Origin of the sequence: Pseudooceanicola aquaeponti, from assembly GCF_050897975.1 — a bacterium.
In the GTDB taxonomy this organism is placed as follows: Bacteria; Pseudomonadota; Alphaproteobacteria; order Rhodobacterales; family Rhodobacteraceae; genus Pseudooceanicola.
Genome location: NZ_JBPAXY010000012.1, coordinates 30,731 through 51,497, shown reverse-complemented (window position 1 = coordinate 51,497; position 20,767 = coordinate 30,731). Strand labels below are relative to the sequence as shown.

At 57.9% G+C, this 20,767-nt stretch carries 20 protein-coding genes; 9 read left to right on the top strand and 11 right to left on the bottom strand.

Going from position 1 to position 20,767, the window contains the following annotated elements:
• Positions 1–95: 95 nt before the first annotated feature.
• Together ACRARE_RS21865 and ACRARE_RS21860 are read right to left on the bottom strand one after the other, a co-directional pair.
• Positions 96–1,265 carry an APC family permease gene (locus tag ACRARE_RS21865; protein ID WP_432658492.1) on the bottom strand — a complete coding sequence of 390 codons (1,170 nt, stop codon included), beginning with the start codon at positions 1,263–1,265 and terminating at the stop codon, positions 96–98.
• Positions 1,258–1,917 (bottom strand): TVP38/TMEM64 family protein, encoded by a 660-nt coding sequence (locus ACRARE_RS21860; protein ID WP_432658491.1) that lies wholly within the window; start codon positions 1,915–1,917, stop codon positions 1,258–1,260. Before ACRARE_RS21860 ends, ACRARE_RS21865 begins: the two co-directional genes overlap by 8 nt.
• 30 nt (positions 1,918–1,947) lie before the next feature.
• Between ACRARE_RS21860 and ACRARE_RS21855 the strand changes: the two genes are divergently transcribed.
• The gene (locus ACRARE_RS21855) at positions 1,948–2,880 is read left to right on the top strand and encodes an IS5 family transposase (RefSeq protein ID WP_038149006.1); all 933 of its coding nucleotides are present in this window, start codon (positions 1,948–1,950) and stop codon (positions 2,878–2,880) included.
• A gap of 123 nt (positions 2,881–3,003) precedes the next feature.
• Here the strand turns inward: ACRARE_RS21855 and ACRARE_RS21850 are convergent, their stop codons facing one another.
• The 4 genes from ACRARE_RS21850 to ACRARE_RS21835 all read right to left on the bottom strand — a co-directional run bounded on the left by ACRARE_RS21850 (position 3,004) and on the right by ACRARE_RS21835 (position 6,257).
• Entirely contained in the window at positions 3,004–4,452 is a 1,449-nt protein-coding gene (locus ACRARE_RS21850; RefSeq protein ID WP_009573611.1) for a multicopper oxidase family protein, read from the bottom strand.
• Between the two features lie 15 nt (positions 4,453–4,467).
• Positions 4,468–4,929 carry a rhodanese-like domain-containing protein gene (locus ACRARE_RS21845; RefSeq protein ID WP_009573612.1) on the bottom strand — a complete coding sequence of 154 codons (462 nt, stop codon included), beginning with the start codon at positions 4,927–4,929 and terminating at the stop codon, positions 4,468–4,470.
• A 21-nt stretch (positions 4,930–4,950) separates the two neighbouring features.
• Entirely contained in the window at positions 4,951–5,337 is a 387-nt protein-coding gene (locus ACRARE_RS21840; RefSeq protein ID WP_009573613.1) for a DUF302 domain-containing protein, read from the bottom strand.
• Positions 5,338–5,426: 89 nt separating this feature from the next.
• Positions 5,427–6,257, bottom strand: a complete 831-nt coding sequence (locus ACRARE_RS21835; protein ID WP_081423917.1) for an EF-hand domain-containing protein — start codon at positions 6,255–6,257, stop codon at positions 5,427–5,429.
• On the opposite strand from ACRARE_RS21835, the gene ACRARE_RS21830 reads away from it, so the two are divergent.
• The 8 genes from ACRARE_RS21830 (at position 6,219) to lgt (ending at position 13,892) form a co-directional block, all read left to right on the top strand.
• Positions 6,219–6,941 carry a response regulator gene (locus ACRARE_RS21830; protein ID WP_009573615.1) on the top strand — a complete coding sequence of 241 codons (723 nt, stop codon included), beginning with the start codon at positions 6,219–6,221 and terminating at the stop codon, positions 6,939–6,941. The genes ACRARE_RS21835 and ACRARE_RS21830 overlap by 39 nt on opposite strands.
• Positions 6,938–8,323 carry an ATP-binding protein gene (locus ACRARE_RS21825; protein WP_009573616.1) on the top strand — a complete coding sequence of 462 codons (1,386 nt, stop codon included), beginning with the start codon at positions 6,938–6,940 and terminating at the stop codon, positions 8,321–8,323. Before ACRARE_RS21830 ends, ACRARE_RS21825 begins: the two co-directional genes overlap by 4 nt.
• A 22-nt stretch (positions 8,324–8,345) precedes the next feature.
• Entirely contained in the window at positions 8,346–8,645 is a 300-nt protein-coding gene (locus ACRARE_RS21820) for an SHOCT domain-containing protein (RefSeq protein ID WP_009573617.1), read from the top strand.
• Positions 8,646–8,692: 47 nt separating this feature from the next.
• Positions 8,693–10,693 (top strand): heme lyase CcmF/NrfE family subunit, encoded by a 2,001-nt coding sequence (locus ACRARE_RS21815; RefSeq protein ID WP_009573618.1) that lies wholly within the window; start codon positions 8,693–8,695, stop codon positions 10,691–10,693.
• Positions 10,694–10,696: 3 nt separating this feature from the next.
• Positions 10,697–11,257 (top strand): DsbE family thiol:disulfide interchange protein, encoded by a 561-nt coding sequence (locus ACRARE_RS21810; RefSeq protein ID WP_009573619.1) that lies wholly within the window; start codon positions 10,697–10,699, stop codon positions 11,255–11,257.
• Position 11,258: 1 nt separating this feature from the next.
• Positions 11,259–11,729 (top strand): cytochrome c-type biogenesis protein, encoded by a 471-nt coding sequence (locus ACRARE_RS21805; RefSeq protein ID WP_009573620.1) that lies wholly within the window; start codon positions 11,259–11,261, stop codon positions 11,727–11,729.
• Complete coding sequence (gene ccmI, locus ACRARE_RS21800) at positions 11,726–12,889, top strand: c-type cytochrome biogenesis protein CcmI (protein ID WP_009573621.1); 1,164 nt, start codon at positions 11,726–11,728, stop codon at positions 12,887–12,889. Before ACRARE_RS21805 ends, ccmI begins: the two co-directional genes overlap by 4 nt.
• Positions 12,890–12,986: 97 nt before the next feature.
• A complete protein-coding gene (lgt, locus tag ACRARE_RS21795; protein ID WP_432658490.1) occupies positions 12,987–13,892 on the top strand; it encodes a prolipoprotein diacylglyceryl transferase in 906 nt (301 codons plus the stop codon).
• A 57-nt stretch (positions 13,893–13,949) separates the two neighbouring features.
• Here the strand turns inward: lgt and ACRARE_RS21790 are convergent, their stop codons facing one another.
• The 5 genes from ACRARE_RS21790 to ACRARE_RS21770 form a co-directional block, all read right to left on the bottom strand.
• Complete coding sequence (locus ACRARE_RS21790) at positions 13,950–14,432, bottom strand: c-type cytochrome (RefSeq protein ID WP_009573623.1); 483 nt, start codon at positions 14,430–14,432, stop codon at positions 13,950–13,952.
• Positions 14,433–14,553: 121 nt separating this feature from the next.
• A complete protein-coding gene (locus ACRARE_RS21785) occupies positions 14,554–16,914 on the bottom strand; it encodes a copper-transporting P-type ATPase (RefSeq protein ID WP_009573624.1) in 2,361 nt (786 codons plus the stop codon).
• 65 nt (positions 16,915–16,979) lie between these two features.
• Positions 16,980–17,870 carry a ribose-phosphate diphosphokinase gene (locus ACRARE_RS21780; protein ID WP_009573625.1) on the bottom strand — a complete coding sequence of 297 codons (891 nt, stop codon included), beginning with the start codon at positions 17,868–17,870 and terminating at the stop codon, positions 16,980–16,982.
• Entirely contained in the window at positions 17,870–19,384 is a 1,515-nt protein-coding gene (locus ACRARE_RS21775; RefSeq protein ID WP_432658489.1) for a thymidine phosphorylase family protein, read from the bottom strand. Before ACRARE_RS21775 ends, ACRARE_RS21780 begins: the two co-directional genes overlap by 1 nt.
• Positions 19,381–20,766: an MBL fold metallo-hydrolase RNA specificity domain-containing protein gene (locus ACRARE_RS21770; protein ID WP_066707496.1), complete on the bottom strand. Its 1,386-nt coding sequence runs from the start codon at positions 20,764–20,766 to the stop codon at positions 19,381–19,383. Before ACRARE_RS21770 ends, ACRARE_RS21775 begins: the two co-directional genes overlap by 4 nt.
• Position 20,767: the final 1 nt, after the last annotated feature.

Here is a 20,767-nt window from a genome sequence, read left to right as displayed (position 1 = left end):
CGACGCGGAACATCCCCGGCTGCCAGGATCTCGATCTCGGGTGTGAACTTTAGGTCGACCATAAGGTCGGACTTAGCATCACGCCCAAATCCCCGTCAGACGGCCCTCGCCGGAGGCGTACACATGATCCATCCATGCGCAGAAAGCTCGGCCCTAAGGTTTCGGTACACTCCCCAGTGAATAACCATATCCATTACAAGGTAAAAGAAGGCCCCCATCGACGCTATTCGGCTAACGTCGAAGAGAATGGTCAGCAGGCTCGCAATCACTACTGTGTAGATCAGTGTATGGTCGCGGACTCCGCCTGACATCCCAAAATGACTGTGCGGGATCAATTTCATCTCTGTCAGCATTGCCAACATACGAGATACCGCAAAGATGCTGGCAATCACGCCTGATGCAGTTGCGATCAAAGCGAGCGCGACGGTCAGATAGAAGCCCGTTTCCCCAAGGGACGGTGCTGCCGCTTCCGCGAGCGCATAGTCTTTTGCTTCGACGATCTTGCCAAGCGGCAAGCTGCTTCCCACCGCAAATGCTACCAAGAGATACACCACTACGCAGACCGCCAATGAAATGATGATCGCGCGTCCGATGTTGCGGTGTGGGTCCACTATCTCGGCGCCGCTGTTGGTGATTGTCGTGAACCCTTTGAATGCCAGAATTGCCAACGCTGTGGCACCAACAAATCCGCTGAGACCCTGTGAAGCTGTTCCATCTCCTGTTGTGCCAAAAGTAAACCCGCCGGCCCAAAGCGCAGAGATCCCAAACAGAGTGATACCGCCAACCTTCAGTACCGCGAGCAACTGGGAAATCCAGCCTACAGAGCGGTTGCCCGAGATGTTGACGACATAGGCTGCGATAATGAGAGCAACGCCTATTGCCGGAACCAGTAAGCCATCTGGTGCAATGCCCAGTCCACGGAGCAAATAGTTTGCGAAGGTCCGTGCGACTAGGCTTTCGTTAATGACCATTGACAGAGCCATAAGCAAAGCCGCTGCAGCGGCTACGGCGGTTGGTCCATAGGCCTTTTGCAGGATCATTCCAATTCCGCCAGCTGACGGGTAGGCATTGGACATTCTTATGTAAGTGTAAGCGCTGAAGGCTGTAACGATGGCTCCAACGATGAACACAAGTGGAAAGGTAGGGCCGGCCAGTTCCGCAATTTGGCCTGTGAGTGCCAGAATTCCGGCGCCAATCATGACACCAGTCCCCATGGCGACGGCATCCCAAAGAGAAATGCTGCCCGCTTTATAGTCGCTATTCATCGTCGATCTGCTTTCTATTTTTGAGGGTCAAAAAGACAAAAGGCAGTGCTGTCACAACCCCAAGTCCTATCGTGATCCATTCAGCCGTTCCCCAATCCCCTGACATGGCCACAGCTCCAAAATGGGCAAGAACAAAACTCGCCGGCAAAATCCCGGCAAAAGTTGCCAGCATGAAGCGCCATAGATGAAGTTGGCTCAAGCCCGCAACATAGCTGATTGCATCGAAAGAAACGAATGGAAGCAGGCGGGACGCAAACACTGATAACATCAGAGCCTTTTGCGACCCCAACAGCCCGAACTCTGAATACTTACCCAAAAAACGCCGAACTGTGCTTCGACCGAGTTTTCGCGCGAAGACAAATGCGATTGTAGCACCGAGCTCCGAGCCTATGGCTACGTAGGCGGCTCCGAGATAGTGACCAAATGCAGCCCCGGCGGCAAGTGCGATTGGTGCGCTCGGTATGGGGCTTGCGACAATCACGAGGGCCATGAGTGCAATAACCGCGAGGGGGCCAACGGCTCCGGCATTTTCAATATGGCGCTGCACTTCAGCCTGTGAAAAGGCGACCCCAAGATTGCTCAGAGAAACCGTGCCCGAAAAAAAACCGAAAGCTGCAAGAGGGCGTTGTTGCGCAAATCCGGGAGGATTCATGTTGTGAATCCGGCATGCTAGCTGGGCAGCATGAGCAGACCTCCGAAGACGACCTACAAGACCACCAACTGGCAAAGCTACAATCAGGCGCTGAGGCAGCGGGGATCACTGACCGTTTGGTTCGATCCCTCGATGCAGTGGGAAGCCATTCCGTCGGGGCGTCGCGGCCGTCAGCAGGCCTATAGCGACGCGGCGATCCAGGCCTGCCTCACCCTCAAGATCCTCCTCGGGCTGCCGCTCCGCCAAGCGACCGGTTTCGTGGCGAGCCTGCTCGAACTGTCTGGGCTCGACTGGTCCGTGCCGGACTTTAGCACTCTGTCACGCCGCCAGAAAACCTTGAACGTGATCATTCCGTATCGCGGCTCGAAGGGGCAGCTGCACCTGCTCGTGGACAGCACCGGCATCAAGGTGGAAGGTGAAGGTGAGTGGCATACGCGCAAGCATGGCGGCTCGAAACGGCGCGTGTGGCGCAAGATCCACCTCGGAGTCGACGAGGAAACATTGGAAATCCGGGCCGTCGAGGTCACGTCCAGCAATGTCGGCGATGCGCCGATGCTGCCGGACCTGCTTGCCCAGATCCCGGCGGAGGAGGAGATCGCCACCGTCACCGCCGACGGTGCCTATGACACCCGCGCCTGCCACGACGCCATCGCCGCGCGCGATGCTGCAGCTATCATCCCGCCGAGACGGAATGCCAGGCCATGGAAGCCGGACACAGCCGGAGCCCGCGCGCGCAACGAGATCCTGCGAGCATCGAAGCACTTGGGCCGGGCGCTCTGGCGGAACTGGAGCGGGTATCACCGCCGCAGCAGGGTCGAAACAAAAATGAACTGCGTGAAGCTGCTCGGCCAGCGGTTGATGTCGCGGGACTTTGACCGCCAAGTGGCAGAGGTCCAGATCCGCGCGGCGGTCCTCAACCGCTTCACGGCACTCGGTATCCCGATGACCGTGGCCGCAGGATAAGAGTGTCCGGGGAAAGGGCAAGTGCGATCATCAGCTGATTTGCGCAACAGCGCCCTGCAAGAGACAGAACTGTTGCTATCGCCAAACAACCAATCAGGCGACCATATCCCCATGCTTGCACGATCATGTGACCGTGAACTGCGCCATCATTCCTCCATCTTCGTGTTCAAGGATGTGACAGTGATACATGAAGGGATTGGCGCGATCTGCCGTTTGCTCAAAGCTGACCAGGATATCGACTCGGCCATTTACGAGCACGGTATCCTTCCAGCCAGAATTTTGTATGCTTGGTTTCTTTCCGTTTTCGGCGAGCACCTGAAACCTCACGCCATGAACATGAAACGGGTGCATCATCATGTTTGAGGAGACTTGCCAAATCTCGGTCGCCCCCTTCGAAAGAGACAAGTCTATCCTCCCCATGTCGAAGGACTGCCCATTGATCGCAAACCGATCATTCGACCTACGCATCATCATGCCCATCCCCATTGGCATATCGAGTGTGATCTGACGTGTATTGACTGATCGGGCCTCACCGTCAGGCAGGACGCCGCCCAAGTCGGCGGGTATTTCCAGAATGCGGGCAGGAAGTCTCGCATCCACACCAAAGGGTACAACTACGAAGCTCCCCCCAGCAGTGCTCGCGCCGCCCATCATCCCACCCATCATCTGATTGGGATTTGCAGAGGATACCAGCGTGCCAGCCTCTCCTCCCGAAAAATCGACGAGGACTTCGTATCGTTCGCCGGGAGCGATCACGAGGGACTCAATGGCGACAGGTTGATTGAGATAGCCACTGTCCGTCGCGATGAGGTGCATCTCGCGACGGTCAGAAAACGATAGGGGATAAATCCTCGCGTTCGAGCCGTTGAGCAAGCGCAAACGGACAATACCGCGAGGGACGACAGCCTGGGTGCCTAGCTGACCGTTAACAAGAATGACATTGCCCATGAAACCCATCATCTGATCTGGCATAGACAGGCCATAATCGATGCGGCCCTGCCGGTCGAACCGGCGGTCTTGCAGAACCAAGGTCAAATCATCGACGCCGTATGAGATCGGGAGACCCCGAGCATCGTCCCGACCGTCATCAACGTGGATCACACCGGCCAATCCCCTTTGAACTTGTCGTCCGGTGTCACCATGAACGTGCGAGTGGTACCAAAGAGTAGCGGGTGGTTGTGTCAGATCCAGTTCGGGAAACCAAGTCGTGCCCGGTTCAATGGTCTGGTGTGGGCCGCCGTCAACTTCGCCGGGTATCAGCATACCGTGCCAGTGCACCGAGATTTTCTCTGACAGCGTATTGTCGATCTGTGCTTGCGTCGAAGCTCCTGCGGGAAGACGTAGCGTAGGCCCCAAAAAGGATTGGTTGAACCCCCAGGTCTCACCGCCGCCCAGTCCTGTAAAATCGGTCTTGCCCTTTTGGGCAGTCAGACGGAAATGCCGATCGCGGGTTGCGTCGAGCAATGGTGGCATAGCCAACGCCCTGACACTCCCCTGTGCGATGGCCGCCAGCGGACCTGTGGCGAACGGCAGGCCAGCCAAGCCGGCGATGAAGGCTCTACGATTTGTCATGGTATAGCTTGTGTCTCACGCTAGCTCACTTGGGAGGGCGGCCAGTGCGGCTTCTCTTGTTACTGTCGGCAGACCTTGCTCGATCCAGCCGGATCTCCCCGGGGCGCCAAGCATCCCGCCTACGGCGTCAACAAAGCCGGCAGCTTTCGCTTCACGCAACTTGCTCATTACGAGACCTGAGCGATGGCCGGTCCGACAAATCAGGGCGACCGGGCGTCCCGCAGCAAGATCGCGGGCGTCGAAGAGGCGCTCCCCGAACCGCGGATGGGTCATGTCGATTGGCCACGCCCCCTCCGCGACGCCGGTATCTTGCCATTCCTCGGGTCTGCGGATGTCCACAAGCCTTGCCAAATCGCTTTTCAGCGCATCATGGAGAGTATCGAGCGCCCATACGTCATGGTTGTCAGCCCAAGCTGGCGAATAGGCAAGCAAGGTGCTCGATGCGAACAGGCCAAAAGTTTGACGGCGGCTCAGCATGGTCTGCCTCCTCAGTTTAGTTTATGCATTATCAACCGCAGATCGCAGCATATCGCGCACCTGCGCGGCGACTTCGTGCAGCTTCTCATTCTCGACAGCGGCCATCGAAGCCACTGGATCAACAGCGCTGATTTCAGTGCCGTTTTCGACCGTCCGCAAGATCACATTGCAAGGCAGCATCGATCCTATACGGGGCTCCAGCCCAATGGCCTCCCATGCCATATGAGGGTTGCACGCACCCAGAATGCGGTATCCATCCATGTCGCGGTCAATCTTTTTCTTCATTGTTGCCTGTACGTCGATTTCGGTCAGTACACCAAATCCCTTTTCTTTCAGGGCTTCGCGCAGGCGCATCTCCGCATCATCAATCGCCGTATTGGGCAGATGTCTGTTGTAGGTATAACTCATTTTGAGCCCTCTCGATCTTGTTCAGGCAAACCCAAAGCACCGAACCGTTGACGGGCTTACCTGAATGGGGAATTTCTGAACGACGGGGTTCAGTTGTCTTCGTCCGTCATCATTCCGGGATTTGCGGCCATACCCTGTGCCATGTTGTCGGCAGGGGCGACCATTTCGCCTTGAGAAATCTGGCCGTCGCCATCAGCATCAAGCATCTGGAAACGATCGACCATGGTCTCGCGCATCGCCTTGGCGTGAAGCGACGCGAATTCGTCAATCGAGAGCGTGCCATTACCGTCGGCGTCATAGTCCGACAGCATCGACTGAAGGCCCTCATGCGCCTCTTCGGGAGACACCGCGCCGTTTCCATCCATATCGAACATTGACATCATGTTGCCCCCCATCATCGGGAACATACCTTGACCGGTTGTGCTTGGTCCCATCATGCTGCCGTTTCCGCTCATCATGCCCGAATGCATTTGCATCATCATGCGCATCATGCCGTGCATCATCTGAAGATGCTCGGCCATCTGACTGGGATCCATCATGCCGCCACCCATCATCATTCCGGGCCCGCCCGTCCCTGCCATCGGTTGAGCAAGTACATTGGGAGAGACGCTTTCACCGCCCGCAGCTTGGTGATGGCTGTCATCGGCGAGCGCAGCACCTGCTGTGAGAACGGCAACCAGAAGACCGGTAGAAACTTTTGTTGAGTAGGACATTTTGAAGCCTTTCCTTCTTTTGACCTCATACAACTTGGCATCAAACATTTGAATGTAAGGACGTACACCCGTGGATTTGTATCCGTCTGTCGCAATGGACAGGGGCTGATACAATTGGCGACAAAAAGGAACCTGACCGTCTGATTTCCAATGCTTTAGAAGGGCCCCATGCAACACGCGCCACATATTCTCGTCGTGGATGACCATGAACAGATCCGGAAAAGTGTAACCCGCTATCTGGAAAAGAATGGCATGCGAGCAACCGCTGCCAAGGATGCGGCGGAGATGGACGCGAAGCTGGCTGTCGGAAGCTTCGACCTACTGGTCCTGGATATCATGATGCCTGGCGAGGATGGCCTTTCCGTTTGCCAACGTCTGTCAAGCGAAGGGCGACTGCCGATCATCATGTTAACCGCGCTCGGTGAAGATGCGGACCGTATTGTCGGTTTGGAGATCGGTGCGGACGATTATCTTCCCAAGCCGTTTAATCCACGCGAACTCCTTGCGAGGATCAAAGCCGTCCTGCGAAGAAGCGAGCACAAAGAGGCCTTCACCGGATCTCTGAGCGGCCGCAAAGTCCGCTTTGCACACCTTACCTTGGATGTAGACCGGCAGGTGCTTCTCGACGACGCGGGACAAGAGACCGCTCTTACGGTCGCAGAATTCAAACTGCTGACGGTCCTTCTGGAGCGCCCTCGGATGGTGTTGAGCCGCGATCAGTTGCTAGATCTTTCTCAGGGCATTTCCGCTGGTCCGTTGGACAGGAAAATTGACAACCAGATTTCGCGCCTTCGGCGAAAGCTCGAGCCCGACATTCTCCGTCCACGTATTATCAAGACGATCAGAAGCGGCGGCTACTGCCTGTCGGTCGACGTCGAGGTGTCCGAATGATCTGGCGGCTCCTACGATCTCTCCGGGTCCAACTCGTTCTTCTCATCATTATCGCGTTGGGGATCGCACAGTTTGTCAGCCTGTGGCTCTTCGCCGATGAACGAAGCCTCGCCATACGGGCTGCTCTTGGGTTTGAGGCAGCTGGACGAGCGGCAAATGTTGCGCGCTTGATTGAAGAGGCACCCGCTGACCTGCGCCCATCAATTATCCGCGCGGCGAACTCGCCCCTTGTTCGCTTTGACCTCGGGACGAAGCCGCTTGTGCAACATAGCGACCATTCGGATGGCGGGTTGGTTGAAACCCGCGTCCGCGCACTCCTGAACGACAGCTACAGTCGCGACATTCGTGTGGAGCTTCACCAGATCCAAGGCGCGATCCTGCCGCTACCGAACCTTTCGCACGAAATGACCGAGATGCACTTGGCCATGATGCGAGGTGAACTGTCCGCAATCGAGATGAACCTTTCAATTTCGATCGCCGGCGGCCAGTGGTTGAACGTAAGTACGCGCTTTGAGCGTCCGCCGATCCAGTGGCCGCTTTATTCCATGCTGACATTTGGTCTGACGGCAATGGCCCTGTTGGTCGCAGTGAGCTGGTTTGTCATGACCGGACTGCTGGGCCCTCTGCGGCGATTGGCCTGGGCGTCGGAACGATTGGGGCGTGGAGAAGACATAGACGCGTTGCCAGAACGGGGACCCCAGGAGGTTCGGGAGCTGACCGCTGGTTTCAACCGTATGCAGGACAGGCTGACACGGTTCGTTGCCGACAGAACGAGGGTTCTGGCGGCCCTTGGACATGATCTTCGATCTCCGCTCACCGCAATGAGAGTACATTCAGAAATGGTAGAGGAAGACGAAACCCGAGAGAGTCTCGTCGCAACCGTCGAAGAAATGCAGTCGATGGTGGAAGCAACCCTTACCTTCGCGAAAGGTCTCTCAGGGAACGAACCAATGCAGGATGTTGACCTGCAATCGTTCCTAGAAGCTCTGCGGGGGGATATGGTCGTACCGTTTGTGCTCTCTGACGGCCCCGAAGTCACGGTTCGATTGCGCCCCAATGCCATTCGACGCGCATTGCGAAACGTGATCGAGAACGCGGTGCGCTACGGCGGGTCCGCAACCCTGGGCTGGATATCAGCCGAGGGGGAAATAGAAATTTCCGTCACTGACAGAGGGCCGGGGATTCCAACCGCAGAATTGGAACGCATATTTGACCCATTCTTCAGGCTTGAAGAAAGCCGATCTCTGGAAACCGGCGGGCATGGGCTGGGCCTGTCGATCGCAAGGTCCATTCTTCGTGCGCAGGGTGGGGAGATCAGTCTGGCGAACCACCCGGACGGGGGGCTTATCGCGACAATTCGATTGCCAGTTGCTGAAACATGAAATGACAGAAAAGGAAACCGACATGCTTAGACTTACCAACACAACCGCAGCATTCACACTGTTCGCGACGACCGCCATGGCGGACCCCGGCGGAGATTATTACGGCCACATGTGGGGCGGTGGATTTGGAATGCTGGGAGGGCTGATGATGATCGTGTTCTGGGGCGTGATTATTGCGCTGATATTCTTCGCCGTTCGCTGGTTCAGCGAAAAGGGCCGTGCCTCCGGGTCGAGCGCGCATGACATTCTCAGGGATCGCTTCGCGCGCGGTGAGATTGATGAAGAAGAGTATCGCAAGCGCAAAGCCGCTCTAGACGACTGAGAAAGTGATCACCAGTCGACCCCACTGCTAAAGATCGTGAGGCTCCTATGACCCCGGAACTCGGCCATTTTGTGCTGGCCCTCGCATTGGCGTTGGCCCTCGTCCAATCGACTATTCCTCTTTTCGGCGCGGCCCGGGGCAATCTTCTCTGGATGCGTTCGGCCCGGTCGACTGCTTTTGGGCAGGTCGTCTTCGTCGGACTTGCCTTTGCAGCCTTGATGCGCGCTTTTGTTGTCTCTGATTTCACTGTTTTGAACGTTGCGAACAATTCGCATTCGCTGAAACCAATGATCTTCAAAGTCGCGGCGACTTGGGGAAGTCATGAAGGATCGTTGCTTCTCTGGGTCTTCATTCTGACCATCTTCGGTGCTGCGGTTGCTGCTTTCGGCTCAAACCTACCGGAAACACTTCGAGCGCGAACTTTGGCAATGCAGGCATGGATCAGCGTCGGGTTCCTGTCCTTCCTTCTCTTCACATCCAATCCGTTCGAGCGCGTCTTTCCTCCGCCGCTTGATGGCGCTGACCTCAATCCTCTGCTCCAGGATATCGGCCTCGCGATGCACCCGCCTCTGCTGTATTTTGGATATGTCGGTTTCTCGATCGTCTTTTCGTTTGCAGCCGCAGCCTTGATCGAGGGACGGATCGACACAGCCTGGGCAAGATGGGTTCGACCCTGGACACTGGCCGCGTGGATCAGCCTGACTGCGGGGATAGCTCTGGGATCGTGGTGGGCATATTACGAACTGGGTTGGGGTGGATGGTGGTTCTGGGACCCGGTTGAAAATGTCAGTTTTATGCCCTGGCTTCTCGGGACAGCACTTCTCCATTCGGCGATTGTCACTGAAAAGCGTGACGCGTTCAAAAGCTGGACAATCCTACTCGCGATCTTGACGTTTTCGCTGTCACTCCTCGGCACATTTGTGGTTCGGTCTGGCTTGCTGACCTCTGTGCATGCTTTTGCCGTGGATCCGGAGCGAGGCCTATACATTCTTGGCCTGCTTGCGATTTCAATTGGTGGCTCACTTGCACTCTATGCGTGGCGGGCGCCAATGATGGAAGGTGGCGGGTTGTTTAAGCCGATTAGTCGAGAGGCAGGGTTGTTGCTAAACAACCTGATCCTGGCTACAGCGACTGGCACGGTTCTGTTCGGTACGCTTTATCCGCTGTTTCTCGAAGCCGTTTCTGGTGACAAGATTTCCGTCGGTCCGCCGTTCTTCAATGGCGCGTTCGTACCAATGATGCTCCCCTTGGTTTTTGTCATGGGTCTGGGGCCGTTTTTGTCCTGGAAACGAGCCGATCTCGTCGGAGTGCTTCAACGTGTCCGCTTCGTGGTGGTGCTGGCGGTGCTGGCAACGCTCGCAATTTGGTATTTCGCCAAAGGCGGGCCCGTGTTGGCATATCTTTCGATCCTCATCGCGCTTTGGTTGTTTTTTGCTTCCTTACGTGAATGGGCGCTGCGGGTTCGTTTGTTCGAGGTTCCGCTCCAGGAAAGCATCCGGCGTGCCCGCAATTTGCCCCGCGCGGCGCATGGAATGACGCTCGCTCATGCGGGAGTTGCGGTCTTGATGATCGGCATGATTGGCTCTTCGGTTTGGAAATCTGAAGAGATCGCATTTGTAGAGCCCGGCACGAGTGTCAACATTGCGGGATTTGATGTCACATTTGAAGGTGTGCAGCGCGTTCGTGGCCCGAACTATATTGCGGATCAGGGAACCCTGCGCGTCGAAAGGGGCGGCTCTTTCGTGACGGCTCTCAAACCTGAACGGCGCAGCTATCCGGTCGCACAAAGTACGACAACAGAATCGGCGATACGGTCAACCCTGGCGGGAGACCTATACGCTTCGATCACGGAACCCTCTCTGGACAAAGCCGAAGAGAGCGGTGCCTGGACTCTGCGTATTCTCTATGAGCCATTCGTCGGCTTGCTTTGGTTGGGTGCGGCCATGCTTGTCATAGGCGGCAGTCTGTCCTTGTCCGATCGCCGCTTCCGGGTCGGGGCACCCCAAAGCTCCAAGGCACGATCCACGAAACCGGTCGCAGCGGAGTGAGCAATGAAACGAGCTGTAGCGATTATTCCCTTGGTACTGGCAGTGATTGTCGGCGGATTTTTCTTGTGGGGCCTGAATCCCAATCGTGACCCAAGCGAGATTCCTTCGGTTCTCATTTCTCAGCCAGCTCCCTCGTTCATTCTCGGGCCGGTGCCGGGTCTTGATGTACAGGGACTGTCTCGGGAAAACCTGCTCGGAAACCCAACGCCAGTCGTCGTTAATGTGTTCGCTTCCTGGTGCGTTCCCTGTCGTGCCGAACACGCGGTTCTGAGCGCTTTGGTTGAGCGCGATGGCGTGCGTTTGTTCGGGATCAACTACAAGGATCAACCGGTAGACGCGGTCAATTGGCTTCAAAATCTCGGGAACCCGTACGAACGTATTGGCTTGGATCTTTCAGGTCGTGCCGGGATCGAGTGGGGGATTTCGGGTGTGCCCGAGACATTCATTGTCGGAGGCGATGGAACGGTGCTCTACCGATACGTCGGCCCGATCGTCGGTGAAGAGGCTGTATCAACCTTTCGCCAGGCTCTCCGACAAGCGGGTGTGTTAGAGGAGAGGAGCTGACATGCGTCGTTTTTTCCTTGTGTTGGCACTCATCATGCCAATGTCTGCGCAGGCTGTTGAGCCCGACGAAATCCTCTCCGATCCAATCCTCGAGGCTCGGGCACGGGAGGTTTCCAGGCAGCTTCGCTGCGTAGTTTGCCAAAATCAGGATATTGACAGCTCGAACGCCGGCGTTGCGCGCGACCTACGACTTTTGGTCCGGGAACGGTTGGTTGCGGGTGACACGAACGAAGATGCAATTGCTTTCATCCAAGCGAGATACGGCGATTACGTTCTACTGAAGCCTCCGTTTAAACCCGAGACCTACGCTCTCTGGTTTACCCCCCCACTCCTTGGGCTCTTGGCTCTGGGGATCGGTGGCGGCATCCTGATGGGCTCTCGAAAAAGAAAAAAAATCGCAGACCTGAGCGATGACGAGGAGGCCGAGGTCGCACGCATTTTCACTTCATCCAGCGAAGGGGACCACCGATGATATGGATTGCAATGGCAGTCCTCGCCTTGACTGCCTCAGGTATTGTTGCGGCTTCGGCGTGGAAGCCTGCCTTGGTGCAAGGTCCGGCCGAAGACAGGACTCTCGCAGTTTTGAAGGACCAGTTGTCTGAAGTCGATCGGGATGCTGAACGCGGCCTGCTTTCTGTCGCAGAGGCGCATGCGGCGCGACAGGAAATCAAGCGGCGGGTTCTCTCCGTGGGGAGAGTAAAAAACACCGGGGAATCCAACGGCGGCGGCAGGGTCATACTCATGGCTGCTGCGGTCTTTGTGCCGCTGTTCGCGGCGGGGTATTACAGTTTTGCTGGAGCGCCAAACCTATCCAGCATCGCTTTCGAGGATCGCCAGGCAGAGGTCGCGCAAAATCGTGAAATCGAAGCGTTGGCGCAGAAGCTATTGCAGCGGTTGCAGGCGGATTCAGAAGGCGGAGCCTTGGAGGGCTGGATGCTCCTTGGACAGACCTTCATGAAATTGGGCCGCGCTTCGGATGCCGCATCGGCCTACGAGCGTGCAACACAATCCATGAATGCCGATTCTGCTGTGTTTTCGATCTATGCGGAAGCTCTCATCGTTTCCGAACAGGGGATCGTGACACCCCAAGCGAAGCGGGCCATTGCAAGAGCACTTGAGCTCGATCCGACCAATCCTGCTGGAACTTTTTACGATGCTGTCGGGCTTGCGCAAGCGGGTGCGAATGAGCAGGCCTACAATCGTCTTCTCACGCGATTGGACGAAGTGGATGGGTTCGCACCCTGGATGGAAACATTTGTCGCGGAAGCAAACCGGATAGGTGCGGCACTGGGCCGAGCGCCTATCAGTTTGTCGGATTATGCTCCAGTAATGTCAGGCAATTCGCCCGGCCCCACTGCTGCAGATGTCGAAGCGGCCAGCCAGATGGATGATGTCGATCGAGATGCATTTATCCGATCCATGGTGGAACGTTTGGCAACACGCCTTGAGGCTGAACCAGACGATATCGATGGATGGATGCGTCTTGGCAGGGCCTACAGGGTGCTCGGCGAAACTGACCTCGCCTTGAACGCGTACAGTCGAGCCAAAGAGCTATTGGTGCCCGTTTCCTCCGAAGACCCGCGCCAAAGTGTCATTTTGCAGTCCTTGGAAGAACTCCAGTCGGGCCAATAGCCCGCGGAAGCTTCACTCGCGATGAACAAACCATGAGAGAGCACGAACGGCGTATGTGCACGATCCGACCTCACCCGAATGACTAGAAAGAATGTCCATGCCTTTGTCCGCACTTCCGTTCCCAAATATCGGGCCGGATATATTTTCGGTTGAGATCGGCACGTTTACGTTGACTCTCCGCTGGTATGCGTTGGCCTATATCATCGGCCTTCTCGTCGGCTGGAGAATTTGTGTTGCCACGGTCAAACGCGCCGCTCTGTGGCCTGCATCGGGCGCCCCGCTAACACCGCGCCAAATTGAGGATCTTTTGACCTGGATTATCATCGGGGTGATCGTTGGCGGGCGGTTAGGGTTCGTGATGTTCTATCAGCGCGGGTTCTATCTTGCCAATCCGTTAGAAATTCTGAAGGTCTGGCAAGGGGGAATGTCATTTCATGGTGGGTTTGCTGGCGTAACCATTGCCGCGCTTGTTTATGGCATCCGTCAGCGTATGCCGCTCCTGAGCATGGCTGACCTTTTCGCTCTGGCAACGCCTCCGGGCTTGTTCTTGGGCCGGATCGCAAATTTCATAAACAATGAACTATGGGGCCGCCCATCGGACATGCCCTGGGCCGTCATATTTCCCGGTGACGCAGCGCAATCATGCCCGGGAATAACCGACATTTGCGCACGGCATCCTTCGCAACTGTACGAAGCCCTTTTGGAAGGCCTGTTGCTTGGCTTCGCTCTCCTATTCCTTGCGTGGCGGCGCGGATGGCTTAGGACACCAGGGGCAATTTGCGGGCTCTTCCTGGCCGGATATGGTTTTGCGAGAAGTTTTGTAGAGTTGTTTCGCCAGCCCGACGCTCAATTCGCAGACGTGAACAATCCGATTGGGTATGTTGTGCAGTTTGGTGACTGGGGGCTTACGATGGGGCAATTCCTTTCCTTGCCGATGTTAGCCGCGGGATTTGGATTACTTTGGCTGGCGCAGAAGCGGTCCGCCATAGGATCGGCATCTTAGGGCGCAAATGAAACTTTCGACGCATTGCCTTATTCTACTGCGATATCCCCTGACGCTTCAGTCGTGATCCTCCTCACCCATTTGGTGCATCATTTCTTCAATCTTTTCGGGGATGTCGCCGGCAGAGAATGCCTTCTGTTCTTCGGAATCGTGAACGAACGCGATGATATCGGCAAGCTCCTGACCTGTGAATTCAATTTGCCCGCCGAGCTCATCCTCTTGGGCAGCGACCATCGCCGGCGCGCCGCGCCACATTCGGGCGGCAAATTCAAACGGGTTCATTGGCAGGTCCATATACGCTGCATCAAGGGCGGGGGCATCCTCGCCTCCGACCCCGTTGATAGAATGACAAACGACACAGCCTTTCGAGGCGAACAGCGCACGCCCCTTGGCTGCATCCATGTTTGGCAGGAACAGTCCGGAGCTCATCATCTGACTCATCGCCCCATTATCTGTCATATGCCCGCTGTCTTGGGCGCCGACTGGCAGCGCCCACACCACAGCAATGGCTAAGATCATCTGTCTGGAAATGTAGGTCATTTTGGTCTCCTTGGTTTGCAGGTGATTGTCTGAACGCTGTTGCCCCTTCTCCGGCGATGGATTGTACCCAATACTGTTTATTGAACGGTCTGATGGACCTCGCGATCGTTCTTGTTTCCCCTCAAATCTGCGCGCGCCGTAGCCGAAGGGAGTTTAGGACGACCGAGATTGAGGAAGCGCTCATGGCAAAGGCCGCAAACATCGGACTGATCAAGATCCCGAGGAATGGGAACAAGATCCCCGCAGCGACGGGCACGCCCGCAGTGTTGTAGATCAGAGCAAAGAACAGGTTCTGGCGTATGTTCCGCATGGTCGCGCGGGCGAGTTTGCGCGCACGCACGATACCGTCGAGGTTCCCTTTGACGAGCGTGAACCCTGCGCTCTCAATGGCCACATCGGCGCCGGTGCCCATGGCAATCCCGACATCGGCCTGAGCCAGGGCAGGTGCATCGTTGACACCGTCGCCGGCCATGGCAACCTTGTGCCCCTTGGCCTGAAGTTCCTTGATGATCTTCGCTTTGTCTTCCGGCATCACATCGGCGCGGATCTCGTCGATGCCTAGACTGGACGCGACGGCCCTAGCGGTACGCTCATTGTCTCCCGTCGCCATGATAATACGGAACCCAAGTGCGTGCAGTTCCTTCAGGGCGGCCGGTGTGGTCGCCTTTACCGGGTCTGCGACGCTGACAAGACCGGCAACGTCATTCTCGACGACGACAAACATAACCGTTTCGCCATTATCCCGACGGGCATCCGCCTTGTCCCGAAGCTCTGCTGCATCAAGTCCGAGGTCAGTCAGGAGTTTCACGTTGCCGAGCGCCACTACCCGCCCGTCCACCGTGCCTTTGACGCCCTTGCCGGTGACCGCCTCGAAGGCGTCGGCTTTTGCCAGGTCGACGCCACGCTCTTCAGCACCGCGTACGATGGCTTCCGCGAGAGGATGCTCGGAGCCGCGTTCCAGCGATGCGGCAAGCCGAAGCACTTCTACCTCATCGTGACCCGGTTCAGGGTAGACGCCGACAAGTTTCGGCTTGCCTTCCGTCAGCGTGCCGGTCTTGTCGACGATCAGGGTATCGACCTTCTCGAACCGTTCCAGTGCCTCTGCATTCCTGATCAGGACACCCGCCTGCGCGCCGCGCCCCGTCGCCGTCATGATAGACATCGGTGTCGCAAGGCCGAGGGCACAGGGACAAGCGATGATGAGAACGGCAACGGCCGCAATAAGAGCATAGGAAAGGGCCGGGACCGGGCCCCAAATGGCCCAGCCAATGAAGGCCAGCACGGCGATGCCAATAACTGCAGGCACGAAATATCCGGAGACCTTGTCGGCGTATTTCTGGATCGGCGCGCGAGACCGCTGCGCATTGGCCACCATCTCGACGATTTGGCTCAGCATCGTGTCGGCGCCGACGCGCGTCGCCTCCATGATCAGGCTGCCGGTTCCGTTGATCGTGGCACCCGTTACAGGGTCTCCTCCGACCTTTTCTACAGGTACCGGCTCGCCCGTGATCATGCTTTCGTCAACTGAGGACCTGCCTTCGACGACCATACCATCGACCGGCACCTTGTCACCGGGTCGCACACGTAGTCGGTCGCCGACCTGGACCTGTTCCAATGGAACCTCTTCCTCGCTTCCGTCGTCGCGGATAATACGTGCCGTCTTGGCGGCCATATCCAGAAGAGCACGGATCGCCTTGCCAGTGCCTTCGCGAGCGCGCAGCTCCATCACCTGTCCCACAAGGACCAGCGTGACGATCACAGCCGCCGCCTCGAAATAGACGCCGACATGCCCTTCGGCATCCCGGAACCCATCGGGGAATATGCCCGGTGCCAGGACGGCGATGATGCTGAACAGCCATGCGGCGCTTACACCCATGGCAATGAGACTGAACATATTGAGGTTCCTTGTCCGGAACGAGTTCCAGCCACGAACAAGGAAAGGCCAGCCGGACCAAAAGACAACGGGTGTCCCGAGCGCGAGTTCGACCCAGAGGGTGACGCGTTCTCCGAATATCTCGCGCACCCCGCTCAGGCCAAGATAGGGGCCCATGGTCAGCACAAGGAGCGGTACGGTCAAAATGGCCCCCACCCAGAAACGACGGCTGAAATCCACAAGCTCCGGGTTCGGGCCTTCCGCTTCCATGGCGGCCGATTCCAGTTCCAGCCCCATACCGCAGATCGGACAAGACCCGGGATGCGTCTGGCGCACCTGAGGGTGCATCGGACAGGTATAAACCGGGCCAGTGTAGTCGTTGGGAACCGAGTCCAAGTGGTTTGGCTCCACCGCGTCGCCCGTGTGCTGATGATGGGCGTGGTGTTGCGAGGGCTCGCCCTCCGGCACCAGATGCATCTGGCATTTCGGGCAATCTCCCGGTTCGGCGCGGCGTACCTCGGGGTGCATCGGGCAAGTGAAGACCGTGCCCGCGTAGCCAGAAGGAACTTGATCGTCAGATCCGTTGGCATGTTCGTGATGGTTGTTCATTCGGGGATCCTTTCCCGTATTTCTAGCTCATTGCCTCAAACCTAATTCTTCCAGTAACTGGAAGGTCAAGTGGCGCATTGAGCAACTTTCATTTCTGTCGCTAACAGCTCGCCGACGCAGACTGCGTTCGTTGAGTGTGGAATCGTATCGGTACTGACGATCCGCGCGGCACCGGCATGGCGGATTGCTTCCTCTGCGCCGTGTGCGAAAACCGCGTGGATAATTACGCAAGTCGCAGGTCGGGCACCGGCCTGCTCGAGTTGTTCGAGCGTTCGGATCAGCGTGTGTCCGGACGAGGCGATATCATCGAGGATCACGGGTGTCCCCTGTCGGAAAACGGCGCTGCCCGGCAGGCTGATCTCGACCTGCCGATCCCCGGAGCGATGTTTTGTCAGCACTTCGTAGGGGCGTCCGGCGAGCCTGGCGACTTCAGCCACCCATTGCTGGCTTTCGCTGTCAGGCCCAAGGAGCACGGCCTCTGGAACGTTCGCCGCAATCCAGTCGGCCAGCAGAGGGGCTGTGGCGACACGATATGCGGGAATGCGGAACAGCGCTGAAAGGCTCGGGTTGCGATGCAGATGGGGGTCAGCGGTCATCACCCAGTCGAAACATTCATCAAGAAATCCCGCGAAGATCGGGGCGCTCACAGCTTCGCGTGGATGAAACCGCTTGTCCTGGCGCATGTAGCCAAGATAGGGCGCGACCAGCCCCACACGCGCGGCCCCAAGTTCGCGCGCCGTCAGAGCTGCGAAACGCAGAGGCAACGCCAGCCGATCAGGATCGCGCAACGTGGCGAGGAAGGCGATTTCGCGTCCTGCAGGATCGCCGCCGAGCTTCACGAGGGTTTCACCATCGGGAAAATGGTGCAAGTCCACCGGCTGGATTTCGGCACCGGATGTCGCCGCCATTCTGCGCGCCAATGGCTCCATGCCGGGAAAGGGGGCGATAATGGTCATCAGTTTGCCTCCTCAATTGTGCAAAGTCCCAATTGCGCCTCGGCATAGGAGCGGGCGTATTCCAGTTCTCCCAGCGTTTCGGCGTGGATCTCGAACAGCGGCTTGCCAAATTCGATATGGTCACCGATCTGGACCAGAAGGCGCAGCCCTGCGAGCTGCTGCCGCGGTGCGCCGGCGAGTTTCGCTGTGCGCGCGATGCGACGATTGTCAATCGCAATGAGGCGCCCCGCCGTGCGGGAGGTGATCACCGCATGATAACGCGCCTCACCGGGCTCAGTGAAACCGCCTTGTGCATCGCAAATCGCCATGAACTTCGCCTCGGCAGCGCCGCTGTCGAGCAGCTGTGCGGCCACCTTTCGCCCTCCCGCGCTGCCCGTCTCGGGGACAAGGTCCAGCAGCGCTCCAGCGATGTCGAGTGCACGGTCGCGCAGGTCGACAGGGAAGTTCTCGTTGCGGCGTAGCACGGCAAGGACATCTTGGGCTTCAAGTGCGGGTCCAATTCCGCGGCCGACAGGTGCAGTCCCGTCGCTTTGATGGATCGAGAGCGTCAGGCCGATGGCCTTGCCAACGGCGCGGAGCCGCTCTGCCAGCGCAGCGGCGGTTTCCGCCGAGCGGACCTTGGCCGTTGGTCCGACGGGCACATCGATCAGCACGCGCTTCGCACCGACCGCAGCCTTCTTCGACAAGACGCTCGCCACCAGCTGTCCGTCGCTGTCGAAATCGAGTGGCCGTTCAATCCGGATCAGAACATCGTCCGCAGGGCTGAGAGCGAGGTTGCCCCCCCAAACGATGCACCCGCCCTCAGCCTCGACGACGCGTCTCAACGCGGGGATGTCGAGCGAGACGGGAGCCATGACCTCCATCGTGTCGGCCGTGCCTGCGGGGGAAGTGATCGCGCGAGAAGAGGTCTTGGGGATCATCAGCCCCGCCGCCGCGATGATCGAAACGATGATCGGCGTGGTGCGGTTTCCTGGAAGCCCCCCGACGCAATGCTTGTCGTAGATCTCGGCGCCGCCCCAATCCAGCGTTTCGCCCGCCGCCTGCATGGATCGGGTCAGTGCGATGGTTTCCGCAATCGAAAGCCGGTCGCCCGCGCAGGCGGTGATGAAGGCTGCCAGATCGAGATCGGAGAGACGATGATCGAGGACGTCACGAATGATTGCGTCGAACCTTTGCTGCTCAAGGGTTTCTCCATAGACCTTGGCGCGGATCGCTGAGACGGAGTCCGGTGGCTCCGGGTGCGTAAGACTTGCCCGGTCCCCCGGTTGGGGCTTCAGGGCGGCCCAGGCTTCTTCCGACAAGGCGGCAGTGTCGTCGGGCAGCCAGTCGCCATTGGTCAACACGTTCAGCGTGGCAATCACCGACCTGTCGCCGAGCGTGACCTCGATCCGGGTCAGGGCTGCGAAGCCTTCGGCGCGGCAGACGTGGCAGTCTTCGCGCATGAAGACAACGGGTTGCCGGTAAGTGTCGATCCCCGCGCGGGACAGGGCGAGCGTATTGTCGATTTCTGTCATTTTGGATTGTCCAGCCGGATCGTTTCGAGGTGTTCGGGGGCGCGGGCAGGCCAGCCGAGTTCATGTTCGATCCGCCAGCGCAGCCGGTCCGAGGCAGAAGGTTCGCCGTGAGTCACATAGGTCATGCGCGGCGCGCGATCCGACGCGCGCATCCAGGCCAGCAACTCTTCGGCATCGGCATGTCCGGAAAAGGCTTCGAGCTGGATCACCTCTGCCCTGATCGGGAAATCTCGACCGAACATGCGCAGACTGTCCGCGCCAGCGGCCAGTGCCGCCCCGCGGGTACCGCCAGCCTGAAAGCCCGACAGCAGGATTGCGTTGCGCGGGTCGCCGCCGAAGCTGGCGAGGTGATGCAGGATCCGCCCGCCGGTCAACATGCCGCTCGCCGAAATGATGATCATCGGGCCATGCTGCGTGTTCAGCTTCTTCGACTCCTCGACCGAAGTGACCCGCTTGGCGATCTGGAACATCGCAAGGCAATCCTCCCAGGCAACGTGATGTTCTTCGTGATGGCCGTGGTAGATTTCGGTCGCGTCGATCGCCATTGGCGAGTTGAGATAAACCGGCACATATGGGATCTCGCCGCGGTTTTGCAGGCGTGCAATGTGATACATAAGCCCCTGCGCGCGCCCAACCGCGAATGAGGGGATGAGAACCGTACCGCCCCGCCCGAAAACACGTTTCAGGATTGGCAGAAGCTCTTCCTCCGCGTCGATGGCTGCGTGATGGCGATTGCCATAGGTGGATTCACAAACCAACACGTCCGCACCTGAGAACGGTTGTGGTGGTCGCATCAGTGCGTCGTTCTGTCGGCCGAGGTCGCCACTGAAGTGGATTGTCCTTCCCGGCAGTCTGATACGGATCTGCGCCGCACCGAGCAAATGGCCCGCCGGGATGAACTCTGCGGATATTCCGTCACCAACATCGATTGTGCTGTTGAAGGGAACTCTGTGCAAATGCTCAAGCGCCGCCTGAGCATCTTTCAACGTGTAGAGCGGCTTGGGGTTCTTGTGCTTGGAGTATCGGTGCCTTTTGGCAAAACGTGCCTCCTCTTCCTGGATATGGCCGCTGTCCGGCAGGATCAGGCCGCAGAGTTCCTCCGTCGCTTCGGTACACATCACCTTCCCTCGATACCCGCCGCGGATCAGCGCAGGCAGATAGCCTGAGTGATCGAGATGCGCGTGCGTCAGAAGTACGGTGTCAATGGTGGAGGGGCGTACCGGAAACGCCTTGCGGTTGCGGTCCCGCAGCGATTTGAAGCCTTGAAACAAGCCACAATCAACTAGAATGCGGCGATCCCCGGTTTCAATCAGATAGCGCGATCCGGTTACTGTTCCGGCGGCTCCCAGAAAACGAAGTGTTGGGCGAGTGTCCTGTGCCATG

Coding starts and splice junctions, on each gene's coding strand:
- ACRARE_RS21865 (WP_432658492.1), bottom strand. CDS start 1,265: ATGAATAGCGACTATAAAGCGGGCAGCATTTCTCTTTGGGATGCCGTC.
- ACRARE_RS21860 (WP_432658491.1), bottom strand. CDS start 1,917: ATGAATCCTCCCGGATTTGCGCAACAACGCCCTCTTGCAGCTTTCGGT.
- ACRARE_RS21855 (WP_038149006.1), top strand. CDS start 1,948: ATGAGCAGACCTCCGAAGACGACCTACAAGACCACCAACTGGCAAAGC.
- ACRARE_RS21850 (WP_009573611.1), bottom strand. CDS start 4,452: ATGACAAATCGTAGAGCCTTCATCGCCGGCTTGGCTGGCCTGCCGTTC.
- ACRARE_RS21845 (WP_009573612.1), bottom strand. CDS start 4,929: ATGCTGAGCCGCCGTCAAACTTTTGGCCTGTTCGCATCGAGCACCTTG.
- ACRARE_RS21840 (WP_009573613.1), bottom strand. CDS start 5,337: ATGAGTTATACCTACAACAGACATCTGCCCAATACGGCGATTGATGAT.
- ACRARE_RS21830 (WP_009573615.1), top strand. CDS start 6,219: ATGCAACACGCGCCACATATTCTCGTCGTGGATGACCATGAACAGATC.
- ACRARE_RS21835 (WP_081423917.1), bottom strand. CDS start 6,257: ATGGTCATCCACGACGAGAATATGTGGCGCGTGTTGCATGGGGCCCTT.
- ACRARE_RS21825 (WP_009573616.1), top strand. CDS start 6,938: ATGATCTGGCGGCTCCTACGATCTCTCCGGGTCCAACTCGTTCTTCTC.
- ACRARE_RS21820 (WP_009573617.1), top strand. CDS start 8,346: ATGCTTAGACTTACCAACACAACCGCAGCATTCACACTGTTCGCGACG.
- ACRARE_RS21815 (WP_009573618.1), top strand. CDS start 8,693: ATGACCCCGGAACTCGGCCATTTTGTGCTGGCCCTCGCATTGGCGTTG.
- ACRARE_RS21810 (WP_009573619.1), top strand. CDS start 10,697: ATGAAACGAGCTGTAGCGATTATTCCCTTGGTACTGGCAGTGATTGTC.
- ACRARE_RS21805 (WP_009573620.1), top strand. CDS start 11,259: ATGCGTCGTTTTTTCCTTGTGTTGGCACTCATCATGCCAATGTCTGCG.
- ccmI (WP_009573621.1), top strand. CDS start 11,726: ATGATATGGATTGCAATGGCAGTCCTCGCCTTGACTGCCTCAGGTATT.
- lgt (WP_432658490.1), top strand. CDS start 12,987: ATGCCTTTGTCCGCACTTCCGTTCCCAAATATCGGGCCGGATATATTT.
- ACRARE_RS21790 (WP_009573623.1), bottom strand. CDS start 14,432: ATGACCTACATTTCCAGACAGATGATCTTAGCCATTGCTGTGGTGTGG.
- ACRARE_RS21785 (WP_009573624.1), bottom strand. CDS start 16,914: ATGAACAACCATCACGAACATGCCAACGGATCTGACGATCAAGTTCCT.
- ACRARE_RS21780 (WP_009573625.1), bottom strand. CDS start 17,870: ATGACCATTATCGCCCCCTTTCCCGGCATGGAGCCATTGGCGCGCAGA.
- ACRARE_RS21775 (WP_432658489.1), bottom strand. CDS start 19,384: ATGACAGAAATCGACAATACGCTCGCCCTGTCCCGCGCGGGGATCGAC.
- ACRARE_RS21770 (WP_066707496.1), bottom strand. CDS start 20,766: ATGGCACAGGACACTCGCCCAACACTTCGTTTTCTGGGAGCCGCCGGA.